Annotated in this window: 16 protein-coding genes; 15 read left to right on the plus strand and 1 reads right to left on the minus strand. The window is 32.8% G+C overall.

The genetic code is table 11. The features are described 5' to 3' along the window. The first annotated feature begins 162 nt into the window (after positions 1–162). Positions 163–498 (plus strand): hypothetical protein, encoded by a 336-nt coding sequence (locus IAG46_RS17365; RefSeq protein ID WP_190811665.1) that lies wholly within the window; start codon positions 163–165, stop codon positions 496–498. A gap of 161 nt (positions 499–659) precedes the next feature. Continuing rightward, the gene (locus IAG46_RS17370; protein WP_190811666.1) at positions 660–1655 is read left to right on the plus strand and encodes a S41 family peptidase; all 996 of its coding nucleotides are present in this window, start codon (positions 660–662) and stop codon (positions 1653–1655) included. Between the two features lie 160 nt (positions 1656–1815). Here the strand turns inward: IAG46_RS17370 and IAG46_RS17375 are convergent, their stop codons facing one another. Then, positions 1816–3798, minus strand: coding sequence for a YCF48-related protein (locus IAG46_RS17375; RefSeq protein ID WP_190811667.1), 1983 nt, complete (start codon positions 3796–3798; stop codon positions 1816–1818). Between the two features lie 357 nt (positions 3799–4155). On the opposite strand from IAG46_RS17375, the gene IAG46_RS17380 reads away from it, so the two are divergent. From IAG46_RS17380 to IAG46_RS17440, 13 genes are all read left to right on the plus strand, one after another. Beyond that, on the plus strand, positions 4156–4467 hold the full coding sequence (locus IAG46_RS17380; protein WP_190811668.1) for a hypothetical protein: 312 nt from the start codon (positions 4156–4158) through the stop codon (positions 4465–4467). Positions 4468–4504: 37 nt separating this feature from the next. Next, the gene (locus IAG46_RS17385) at positions 4505–4759 is read left to right on the plus strand and encodes a hypothetical protein (RefSeq protein ID WP_190811669.1); all 255 of its coding nucleotides are present in this window, start codon (positions 4505–4507) and stop codon (positions 4757–4759) included. A 33-nt stretch (positions 4760–4792) separates the two neighbouring features. Continuing rightward, on the plus strand, positions 4793–5089 hold the full coding sequence (locus IAG46_RS17390; RefSeq protein WP_223826753.1) for a hypothetical protein: 297 nt from the start codon (positions 4793–4795) through the stop codon (positions 5087–5089). A 216-nt stretch (positions 5090–5305) separates the two neighbouring features. Beyond that, a complete protein-coding gene (locus tag IAG46_RS17395) occupies positions 5306–5575 on the plus strand; it encodes a hypothetical protein (RefSeq protein WP_190811671.1) in 270 nt (89 codons plus the stop codon). Between the two features lie 21 nt (positions 5576–5596). Then, the gene (locus IAG46_RS17400; RefSeq protein WP_190811672.1) at positions 5597–5914 is read left to right on the plus strand and encodes a hypothetical protein; all 318 of its coding nucleotides are present in this window, start codon (positions 5597–5599) and stop codon (positions 5912–5914) included. 121 nt (positions 5915–6035) lie between these two features. After that, positions 6036–6680 (plus strand): energy transducer TonB, encoded by a 645-nt coding sequence (locus IAG46_RS17405; RefSeq protein WP_190811673.1) that lies wholly within the window; start codon positions 6036–6038, stop codon positions 6678–6680. Positions 6681–6727: 47 nt separating this feature from the next. Next, the gene (locus IAG46_RS17410) at positions 6728–6994 is read left to right on the plus strand and encodes a hypothetical protein (protein WP_190811674.1); all 267 of its coding nucleotides are present in this window, start codon (positions 6728–6730) and stop codon (positions 6992–6994) included. A 60-nt stretch (positions 6995–7054) separates the two neighbouring features. Then, positions 7055–7408: a hypothetical protein gene (locus IAG46_RS17415; protein ID WP_190811675.1), complete on the plus strand. Its 354-nt coding sequence runs from the start codon at positions 7055–7057 to the stop codon at positions 7406–7408. 38 nt (positions 7409–7446) lie between these two features. Beyond that, entirely contained in the window at positions 7447–8181 is a 735-nt protein-coding gene (locus tag IAG46_RS17420; RefSeq protein ID WP_190811676.1) for a hypothetical protein, read from the plus strand. Positions 8182–8229: 48 nt separating this feature from the next. Continuing rightward, on the plus strand, positions 8230–8595 hold the full coding sequence (locus IAG46_RS17425) for a hypothetical protein (RefSeq protein ID WP_190811677.1): 366 nt from the start codon (positions 8230–8232) through the stop codon (positions 8593–8595). A 50-nt stretch (positions 8596–8645) separates the two neighbouring features. Then, positions 8646–9182, plus strand: coding sequence for a hypothetical protein (locus tag IAG46_RS17430; RefSeq protein ID WP_190811678.1), 537 nt, complete (start codon positions 8646–8648; stop codon positions 9180–9182). 11 nt (positions 9183–9193) lie between these two features. Further along, entirely contained in the window at positions 9194–9694 is a 501-nt protein-coding gene (locus IAG46_RS17435; protein ID WP_190811679.1) for a hypothetical protein, read from the plus strand. A gap of 101 nt (positions 9695–9795) precedes the next feature. After that, positions 9796–10473 (plus strand): hypothetical protein, encoded by a 678-nt coding sequence (locus tag IAG46_RS17440; RefSeq protein WP_223826754.1) that lies wholly within the window; start codon positions 9796–9798, stop codon positions 10471–10473. The last annotated feature ends 160 nt before the right edge of the window (positions 10474–10633 follow it).

A 10633-nucleotide genomic window follows, 5' to 3' on the forward strand; every position in this document is an offset into this window, starting at 1 on the left:
GGCCTTCTTGGCAGACCGTCGAATGCGAGACCCGGCAACCCAGTCAGGACAGCTTCGCACACGACAGTCGAACGATTTTACTATATTTCCACAAAAATCCCGGAACTACGTTTAGCGGGTCGTTGTAACACATTTGAACAAAACGAAATCTGATAAATAAAATTGAAGAAAGAGAAAACAATATTTGAGAAAATCGCAGCTGGAATTGGAATTCTATTGAGCGGATTTTTTGCGTTTATGGGACTTTCTGAGTATTATAAAATTGGAATTTTGAAACAAACCGAATTTTATCCTTTTGGCGGAGAAGGACCTGTTCCATATTACTATCGAACTGCTGAACTTTACTCATACGTGAATCTGACTTATGGAATAGCTTTCGGAACTTTATTCGGACTCGCAATTTGGAATTGGAAAAGGAATAAAATAAGCGGAATTGTAACTCTCGGACTGACTATTATTTTGATTTTAATACAAATTTTTCACGGTTTAGCGGAATGAAAAAACGTGTTACAACAATGTATAACCGCAATTACGGCGGATTCGACTACGTCCGAATCCACTCGGAATTGCAAGCTCAGTGCTTAACCGAAAATTAATAAATTTAAACACGTAACTGACGGTTATACGAGACCGTTATGTAGCATTTGAAGAAACCAACAATGAAATATTTAGCAATACTTTTTTTACTGATATTAACTTCCAATTGTTCAAATACTAAACAAAAGGAATTGACACCTAAAACATACTTGAATGAAGTTTTGGAAATAGTTAAAAATAATTCAATAAACAAAGATTCAATTGACTTTGAAAAGGTAAAAAAAAATGCACTTTCTAAATTATCGAATGTAAATTCCATTGAGGAATGTTATCCGATAGTTCAATCAATTTTAAGAGAATTAGGAGATAATCATAGTTTTTTTATGTCAAAAGAGCAAGTGAAAAAATGGGAATCTACAAGTAAATCATCTGAAGACGTTAACCTAATGCCTTTTTCGGGGGAATTACTAAACGACAATTTAGGATATATTAAAATGGATGGATTTATTAGTGGAGATTCTATCTCAATCCAAAAATATGCAGACAGTTTACAGAATAAGATTAAATCTATTGATAATAAAAACATTAAAGGTTGGATTTTGGACTTAAGAGAAAACACTGGTGGAAATTGTTGGCCAATGTTGACTGGAATTGGACCGATTTTAGGAAATGGAATCTGTGGTTATTTCGTTGATAAAAAAGGAAATAAAGATTCTTGGTTTTATAAAAATGGAGAATCTGGAATTAATGAATTTACTATGGTTAAACTGAGTAAAGAACCGTATAATCTTTACGATGACACTAAACCAATTGCTGTTTTAACTGGTTATCAAACAGGAAGTTCTGGCGAAATAGTTGTAACTGCTTTTCATAACAGAGAAAAAACTAAAAGTTTTGGAACCAAAACTGCTGGATTATCAACTGGAAATCAAAATTTTGAATTAAGTGATGGTTCAATGATTTTACTAACTACTTCAATTTATGCAGACAGAAAAGGAATAATATTTGGAACTGAAATTGAGCCCGATGAAATCGTAGAGTTTAATTATAATTCAATTGGAGAACAAAATGATTTAGTAATTCAAAGTGCAATAAAATGGATAAACGGAAGAGAATAAAAAACGCCACATAACATTGTATATAAAAAATTGCTAGTTCGTGCTTAACCAATGTGAGTTGCTTTGTTTGCTAGCTTCTGATTTTCCTTCGGAAAATCCTCGCACTCAAACACGCAACATTTCATATACGTAACCGTTGAAAGTTCAAATAAAGGATTGGTTATTTGGATACTGTCAAGGATTGACGGTACAAATAATCCGCAATTTGAAAAATAGCAAAATTTTTATCTCCTGTCGAACCATTAAACAAACCTCCTAGAGTTAGCTTATTCAATTGCTTGGCAAGTTTTATGGAATTACTAGTAAGTAACAGACCATCATGATTAATCGTCCAGGGAGTATTTAAATAATTGGGTTTAAAGCTAGAATTATCTATAGTAAGAGTTCGGCCATTCCTAAATTCAAAAGTTACTTTCCTCCAATTAGTAGTTGTACTCCACATCGAAGAACGTTGAGCAAAAACATTTTCAAGCACAACCTCCGGAATGCTATCAAAATTATCCGCCACATTTTTGTAAAATTCAAAATCTGTGTTTTCTCCAGGAAAAGAGTACGCACCCAAATTATCAAAAACATCAATCCCTTTTTTAGCAATTCTTTTTTCACTTTTGGAAATGAATTTTTTGAAACTTTCTAAATCACTGGCAGTAATCTCCAAATCTTCAACTTTATTGTTTTCATATCGAGAAGCATCTACCTCTGTTATAAAATCATTTATTTCGGCAACGCTAATTTCCCTGGGCATACTTGAAAATATAGCTCCTTCGTTTCTTTTAAGAACAAAAAACTCATCCTTTAACCTATATTCACGTATCTGAGAGTTTCTATGAAAACATCCATAGCTTCCAATAGCAAATGATATATTTTTTACGGGGTTATTCGATAAATCAAATAGGGATTCTGGTAGAGTATATTTCTCTAACTTTTTATCAATGGTATCTAGAAGGTATCTATTTTTAAGAGTTTGGTCGGCAATTATTATTTTATCATCCTTAAGAATAGCATTGGAGATAAAAAAATCAAGTTCCATAAATCGGTACCAACTATTTTTTTTCTTATCGAATTTAAATATGTTGTTTCCATCGAAACCATATGGTTCATTTCTGTACATTACTCTTATTTGAGGTTTTGGTATTGGAATCTCCTGAGTAAGTAATTTTGATACGCCAAACTCAGATTGATTAATTTTGTATACTTTGTTGGCGGTAAGGGCAAAAAAATTGTTATTCCTCACACCAATTGCTCTAGGATAATTTCCGAGACTCTTTTCCGATTTAAAAACAACCTGAAATTTAGCATCCCTCAGTTCAACTTTCAAATTCTTATCTAGTAGATAGACAGACTCATTTTCAGAAACCTCAAAATCCCTTATTTGTGGAAGTTCTTTCCAATTAACCGAATCTATTTCAGACCAGTATACATTGCCTTGCTGATTGATAAGATAATAATTCCCGAAGGTTCTTATTTTACGAATATCTGGCCTATGCTTCTTTGAAAGCCTTTGGTATTTTTTCTGGTCTAGTGGCGTGGGTACTCTTTCCCAAGTTTTACAATTATCCTTCGTTTTATATATTTTGTTCCAGAATGAACCAAATAAACCTATACTTTCATCTTTGGAAAAGTGAATGGTAGAAAATCTGAGAACACTCTTTTTCTTTTCTATTTTATCGAACTCTTGCCATGTTCTACCGCTGTCTTCTGTATAATATATCAACTGCGAAGAACCGCTCATCCAGGCTTTACCGTTCTCATTGATATAAGCTGCGTCAATCCAACTTTCCTTTCCAAATTTTGCTTCTTCCCATGTTCTTCCCCGGTCTCCTGACCATAAGACAAAATCTGTATCAGAGTCATCTCCATGAATATAGCCAGATATCATTAAGGTGTCTTCTGAAAAGAAGTTAACTCTCTCGAAAATACCCTCTCCTGAGATTCCCTTAGGCTGCAAAGGACCAAAACGCCAAAGTCCTTGAATACTATCTGTATAATAAGTATTGCCCGGTTTCGTAGCTAACCATAATTTTTCCGAAGGTGAAATACCAATTTCAGAAACCGCTCCTCTAATAGGGAGGTCAGCTAAATATTCTTTTTGCCCAAAGACAATTGTCGATACAGAAAGTAAAAGGAATAAAAATTTCTTCATGGTTGCTTGTTTTTGGCTAAACTAAACGAACAAGAATCATTCCGAAATACGTATTGAGTTAACCACCTATTTTGGTTAGTAAACTGACCGTTTGAATTATTACTACAAATTTTTTGGATTAGTTTTATATCTGGCTAGTCCCTTAGTGAGATTGATTTATTAAGAAGCCCTTTCTAAATTGATTGTTGATTAGCCTAGTATCATAAAAGCAAGCGTAGGCGTTCTCTGAGGAAAAAAAGTTTAAATTTAGATAGATTAATATGCACAGTTCAACTAAACGCATCTGGATTCTATTTGAATTTTGCATGTTATGAAAGTTCAAACAAACGATTTGAAAAATTGGGGTAACTTGTGTTGATGCAAAAATTTGACAAAAATATTGAACTACCAGAACCTTGGTATTGGACAAATCAAAATCTAAGCGGTCAACTTGAAAAGGAAATCGGCAAGAGTCATATTTTGTTTGATAAAAAAGTTAAAACTCTTGCCAGAAGGCAAGACAATGACGATGTGCTTTTTCTGGTGGAAGATAACTCATTTGCGGTCGTTCATTTGACTTGGAGCAACAACTCTCATTATGACGGTCAGTATCCTATTACTTTAGAGTATGATTCTTGGGAAGAATTATATGAAAATAGAATATTAAAGGATAAAGAAGAATTTGAATAAAATATCAGTGCAATTCAACTCAGAGTTCAAATAAGCGATGAAGAGATTAGATAGCTTTTCGGTTCGAGAACTGAGCAAAATTATTTATCAGTCCAACGTAATGCCTTCCTGTCATAGTGGCTCATTTCTAAAACTGAGCGAGCATTTAATCAAACAATTTCATAGCGGAGCTGATTTGGAAAAGATTGGTAGAATAGTTTCAAGTGAGTTGGTCAGTTCTTATGGTTTGGATATTTCAAAGAATGAAAGCGAAGAACTTTCTGAGGACATTTATGACTGGTATCACAATTAAAAAAGTTCAATAAAACGATTGTAAACAATGGAGATGAAGTATTGCTGGAGATGCAAAATGGAAGTGCCCATGTTGGACGAAAAGGAGTTTGTGATTGCTTCCAATTTATACTCAAAAGGAATTAGAACATTAAATAAAGACAGGCAATTAGGGTTTAAGGACTTACTGGATTATTATAACAACCTAACAGGTTTCGGAGAGACAGAACCAAATGCTATAATGCACCATTCGCTACAACAAATCGGTCCGGATTGTGAAAATTGTGGAAAACCGTATAGAACACCGAAAGCGAAAATGTGCGTAGCCTGTGGAAATAAAAGACCAGAATAAAAAGTTCAAATAAAGGATGAATCTAATAAGAAAATGGTGGGTAAGATTAATAGTAAGTTTGGTGCTTGGCGCTTTGATAACCGAGATCCTAATTATATCTACGGATGAGAAAATACACCTTAATGCTTTCATTTTAGGAATTGGACTCTATCTGGTTCTTAGTTTGGTCTATGGCCTGTATATTCGGAAACATAAAAGCTAAAGTTCAAATAAGGGATGAAGAATCTTGAAAATGTAATTCTTGGGTTTAAGGGTGGTAGAGATTCAGACTTTATCAAATATATTAAGGAGAATGATTTACTTTGTTATCAAGAAAAAGAACTAGTAAATGAAATTTGGAAAGAGTCAGGCAGGTTTGAACTTTGGAACAATAAAAGCATAAACGTTGGCAAGAATAATGCAGTTAAATTTATGACAGAGAATTTTCCTCTATCTAAAAAAGCAAACGAAATTATTGCAATAGCTATCTCTTATGAATGGCTATAAGTTCAAATAAAGGATTTCAATATGCATACTGAAGATTTTGTTCGTGGAGTACATCAGACAAAAGAGGAATTATTAAAGACCTATTTTAATGATAGCATAGAAACGTATGTTGGGGAGCAAATCAAATCTTTGGGATTTAACCCCAAACAATTGAAGAACTTGCGTGCTATCATTGATGGAGCTCTAACGGACGGTTTTTATTCTCTTTTAATCGGGTTGGAAGGTGGAGCTTCAATTGGCGGCAATCTTCAACAGGCATTCAAGCTTTTTGATGAGGAAAACAATTCACTTACCGAAGATATTGGTAGTCTCGCTTATGAGTATTTTCAAGAAGACTAGAAAACTAAAGTTCAAACAAAGGATTCTCATAACCATTGACCAAAAGGTTTCGTGAGTTTATTTTAACTTAGTCACCTACATAACGAGCATAAATTCCTATACTAAATAATCCTCACAAAGAATGAAACAAACCACCTCATTGCTTTTCTTTCTATTTACAATCTATGTTAACGCACAAATTGAAACTGAAATCACATATTATTCGGATAAGTATGGATATAAAGAAGTAAATAACAAAGGCTCTTATAAAAAGGTGCTGAAAAGGGAAAATGACAGCGTAACTTCCGAAGTGTTCACCAAGACCAAAAACGGACAAGTAATCTGGGAAAAATTCTATTTGGGAGAGCAGCCATATAGAATCTGGAAATGGTTCGATAAAAAGGGCAATATTGAATCTCAAAGGAATTATGATTTTGTATTAAAATATGGAGAATTTATCCCAGAAAATGCAATCCAGTATAAAGAATTGGGAATTGATGTCAGGTCAGATGAGAATACACAAAAGATTCAACGGCATATTCGAGATAATTTTCGCTACCCAGAAACAGCACAAGCAAATGGAATTCAAGGAAGAGTGGCAGTTCAATTTACAATTGACAAAAATGGAGATGTAGGAAACTTAAGAATTCTTGAAAAAGACCATTTGTCCTTGGATAGTGAATGCTATAGAATCATGAATTCACTGAAAAAATTAAACCCCTATGAAAAAGAAGGTCAGAAAGTAATGGTTCATTATACTATTCCCATTACATTTCGACTTCAATAGAAACCACTATTGGCAAAGAACAGATTATACTTAAGTTCAAATAAAGGATGAATTCGTCTACAGAATTAAAAAAGTTAGGAACACTATTAGCCAGAATAGGGTTTGTATATATGGCATTGGTATGGATTGAAGCTGGACTAATGGTTTTTGCAAAATATAAAAGTTTGGGACAGATTATTTATCAAGAATATGGAGTTGAATTTCTTTCAATTTATTTGGCACATTTTTTCATTGTAGGGCTCTTCCTTTTATGGTGTAACAATAAAACGAAGAAAATAGTCGGTTTATTAGAAGATGAAATTGACCGAATTTAAGTCAATGATTAAAATTTAAAGAATATTTTAAAAGTTCAAATAAAGGATTTTATAAGATTAATGGATTTGCTATTAGAAAATCTCAATGAATCTAAAGGTTCATTTTATGAAAAACTACATCAAGAAGGTTATTTTGACAATTCATTGTTTGCAGAATTGATACTCTACATTGATGGATTAAACTCTAGACAATTGTCTGAAATCCAGCGATTACGCTATTGTTCTCAAATTTGGGAATTGGCCTACCGTATTCAATCGAGTATTGGATATAGTCATAATCAAAATGACGTATTTCAAATTTCAAATATAGAAGATGAAAAGTTGATTGAAATCGGGCAAGTTCTAGAGTATATATGCAAATCATTTACCGAATGTAGACAGTTGGATATGGATTTCATTAATGAAATGACCTAACTTAAAATCCATAATCCATTTTAAAGTTCTATAAAAAGATGAAGAAATCTATAATATTTATTGCCATTGGCTTTCTGTTGAACTCCTGTTATTCCCAATCAGATATAACAGAACAGGCACAAACTGATATTAACGATTGGTTAGTAGATGGAGAAGCAACGGTGGGTGTTATGGACAAAATTGTTCAAAGTCCAAGACAGCAAGAATTGGCTTCAAAGTTTCAACAAGGAGTTCGTGACAATTATGAATGGTTCGTTGAATACATGGCAAATGCAACGCCAGGAGAGCCTATTCAATATCATTCAAATCTTGGTATAACTGAAGATGAGTTTAACGAACTTCAAAACCTGATTAAAAATATTGAGATTGCTTCATCTGGAAGGGAAAATGTAGAAATATTCAAAACGGATTCAACTATTTCATTCAATAGTACAGGAAAGTTGCAAATTCTGAACATTATTAAAATTCGTTCCGTTAAAAACGAGATTGAAATTGGTGAAGTCAAATTATCATATTCAGGAGCAGTCAATGTTGACAATGATCAAAACGGATTTAAAAGTAAATGGGATGGCCATAATTGGGCATATGAGTTTCCAGAAGGACTAAATAGTGAAATGTTGAAAGATGTCCAGTATTTGGTTGCAAAGAACTATAAGTTCACAATTGGGAAACTTGAGAAAAGTGGAAGGACATTTATTCAGATCAAAGGTCTTGAAATTAACAATGGTGTAAAGGAAGAAGAGTTTGATATTCCCTTATTGTTTTTGAATTAATAAATGTAATTTGAAAAGTTTTTATAATCTAAAAAGTTCAAATAAACGATGAAGAAACTTATTATATTGATTAGTTGTTTTGCGATATCCAACCTTTGTTTTGCGCAAAGCGGTGATAGCATTTTCAATCAAGATAGAGAAACAGTCATCAGTTACTTTAAAACGGAAACGGTTGGAGGTAAACTTGATTTTGAAATGAAAATGAAAGATGACCAAAAAGGGTTCTATGCCTATGACAATATAATATACAACAGGAAAGATTTTGGGATTTTTCTCTGGGGGCAGGCAATAAAGAGAACAAATCAATTTTCTAAAAAGAATGCTGCAAGATTTTGGGAAGAAATTCAAGGACGAAAACTTTCCAAACCTGAAAAAAAAGCACTTTATAGAGGGTTTGAAACTAACATTGAATAAACAAAAAATTCAAATAAACTATTCGTAAATATTAATAATTAAACCAGCCAATGACCAAGAGAGATTTTTTCAGGATTATCATTAGAATATTTGCCCTCTATCTATTATTACTCACAATATTCAATTTCATCCCAACCAATGTAAGTTATTTAAGTTATGAATTGGCCATTTGGCCGGTTCTTATCATATTGGGATCCGCTGTTTTGATGATATTGCTGTTCGTGTTTCTACTTCGAAAATCCGATAATGTGATCGACGTACTAAAACTGGATAAAGGTTTTGATGATGAGAGAATAGAGTTCGGTAACTTAGGTAGTCTTGAAATTGTAAAAATTGCATTGATTTTCATAGGTGGGTTTATGATTTTAGATCATTTACCAGAGTTCCTGCATTACTGTTATCTAGGGTTTAAAAAAGAGATTTCCGTGACCGGCTTAAGCCCATTTGAAGCACCTGGCCTTGCAGAATTTTGGGATTATTTCAGATGGTTTATTTCCGGAGTCAACTTGTTGGTTGGCTATCTTATTCTTTCCAATCTAGGGATACTGGCTAGATTTCTAGTAAATCTGAAGACAAAACAAAATTAGAGTTTAAATAAATGATAATTGATATTTTACCAATGGAGTACGTTTTTAAACATGCCTGGATTTTATTTCTGTTCGTAACAGTTATAAATGCTTTCTTGGGTAAAAAGAGCACGAAAAAACTTAGTGACCAAAATCCAGAACTTAAAGAAGGTTATAATAACTACTTTAAAGGATATATAACTCTAGGAAGTATGCCATGGATATTGATGGGATTGGGTGTTCTTACTGGTCAGGCGGAAAGTATCTTTGATTTTTTTAATCCAAGATCGGAAAAGTGGATTATACAGTTGTTTTTCGGGTATTTAATAATTATTTGGATGCTTGGTATTTGGTGGATCTATTTTAAAAAAGGAGCGGAGTTCATAGAAGAACACCCTGGACTTGTTCAACGAAGAACACTTTCTGGTAAGTCTAACGTGACAGCACGACAAGTAAAAATATTTTTTCCATTAATGCTTTTTGGAGGAATTATGGCAATTGTTTTAATGTGGAATATGAATCTTCCATTTTAGAAATATTTAATTAACGCTTTACAAGGAAAAGTTCAAAAAAAGGATAAACATTGCACCAATTGAGGATACACAAACGCCCTAGCTCTTGTGAATTAAAAATAATGACCATAACCATATTAATGGTATTATATTCTAATTCCTATGGACAACAATTAGATGGTGTTTGGATGTCTTACAATAACAGAATCGTTGATAAAAATGAACAATATACCTCTGGACAAGAAGGTTTGATTTTGGACTTTACAAATAATACATTTGGTCATTTAAGTTCTGATTCCGTGCTTAGGTTCAAAAGAAGAAATAATAAGTTAAGGATAAGAGGCTTAGGCAAGAGAATCTCTATAAAGGCATTCCAAAATGATTCTATAGAATTTCCACCCAGTGGAAATGTGATTAGTGTATTTCACAAATTAGAATTGAAAGTCTCATTTGATATTAAAGAAAAAGAAATCATCAAATTTCTTACCAATAATAAATTTGATTCGCTATATGGATTGCTAGATGTTGAATTTTCAAGTGACCAATTTTGGCTGGACAAAATGTTTGGTAAAAAGGAAGGACGATTTAACCTTATCAATAATACATGGAAAGATAATGATGGCTACTGGTACCTAAAAAATGTACATGATGTTTATTTCCTAATTTTCGCTCCAGGTCAAATTGAGGAAAAACATATTTTTCAAATTTTAGACATGGACGAAAAAAGAATGAAATTGAAACCGCTTCAGGATAGTATGTTTGGACCAGACCAACTAACAGAATTAAGACCCCAATATTAAATTAACTCTAAAAAACAATTGATAGGGGATTAGAAAGTTCAATAAAACGATAATGCAATTTCTAAAAAATGCTAAAAAAGTTGATAAAATCGCTTTTGTGGTTTTGGTCGCTGTCTTAATTTGTGTAACAATATTTCATCTAATAAAAAACAAGAGTGTG

Origin of the sequence: Flagellimonas sp. S3867, assembly GCF_014698935.1 — a bacterium.
GTDB lineage: Bacteria > Bacteroidota > Bacteroidia > Flavobacteriales > Flavobacteriaceae > Flagellimonas.

Excerpts from the sequence above, each read along its gene's own strand:
- IAG46_RS17440 (WP_223826754.1), top strand. The coding sequence starts at position 9,796 with ATGACCATAACCATATTAATGGTATTATATTCTAATTCCTATGGACAA.
- IAG46_RS17420 (WP_190811676.1), top strand. The coding sequence starts at position 7,447 with ATGAAGAAATCTATAATATTTATTGCCATTGGCTTTCTGTTGAACTCC.
- IAG46_RS17395 (WP_190811671.1), top strand. The coding sequence starts at position 5,306 with ATGAAGAATCTTGAAAATGTAATTCTTGGGTTTAAGGGTGGTAGAGAT.
- IAG46_RS17400 (WP_190811672.1), top strand. The coding sequence starts at position 5,597 with ATGCATACTGAAGATTTTGTTCGTGGAGTACATCAGACAAAAGAGGAA.
- IAG46_RS17390 (WP_223826753.1), top strand. The coding sequence starts at position 4,793 with ATGAAGTATTGCTGGAGATGCAAAATGGAAGTGCCCATGTTGGACGAA.
- IAG46_RS17415 (WP_190811675.1), top strand. The coding sequence starts at position 7,055 with ATGGATTTGCTATTAGAAAATCTCAATGAATCTAAAGGTTCATTTTAT.
- IAG46_RS17435 (WP_190811679.1), top strand. The coding sequence starts at position 9,194 with ATGATAATTGATATTTTACCAATGGAGTACGTTTTTAAACATGCCTGG.
- IAG46_RS17430 (WP_190811678.1), top strand. The coding sequence starts at position 8,646 with ATGACCAAGAGAGATTTTTTCAGGATTATCATTAGAATATTTGCCCTC.
- IAG46_RS17425 (WP_190811677.1), top strand. The coding sequence starts at position 8,230 with ATGAAGAAACTTATTATATTGATTAGTTGTTTTGCGATATCCAACCTT.
- IAG46_RS17410 (WP_190811674.1), top strand. The coding sequence starts at position 6,728 with ATGAATTCGTCTACAGAATTAAAAAAGTTAGGAACACTATTAGCCAGA.
- IAG46_RS17375 (WP_190811667.1), bottom strand. The coding sequence starts at position 3,798 with ATGAAGAAATTTTTATTCCTTTTACTTTCTGTATCGACAATTGTCTTT.
- IAG46_RS17380 (WP_190811668.1), top strand. The coding sequence starts at position 4,156 with ATGCAAAAATTTGACAAAAATATTGAACTACCAGAACCTTGGTATTGG.
- IAG46_RS17385 (WP_190811669.1), top strand. The coding sequence starts at position 4,505 with ATGAAGAGATTAGATAGCTTTTCGGTTCGAGAACTGAGCAAAATTATT.
- IAG46_RS17405 (WP_190811673.1), top strand. The coding sequence starts at position 6,036 with ATGAAACAAACCACCTCATTGCTTTTCTTTCTATTTACAATCTATGTT.
- IAG46_RS17370 (WP_190811666.1), top strand. The coding sequence starts at position 660 with ATGAAATATTTAGCAATACTTTTTTTACTGATATTAACTTCCAATTGT.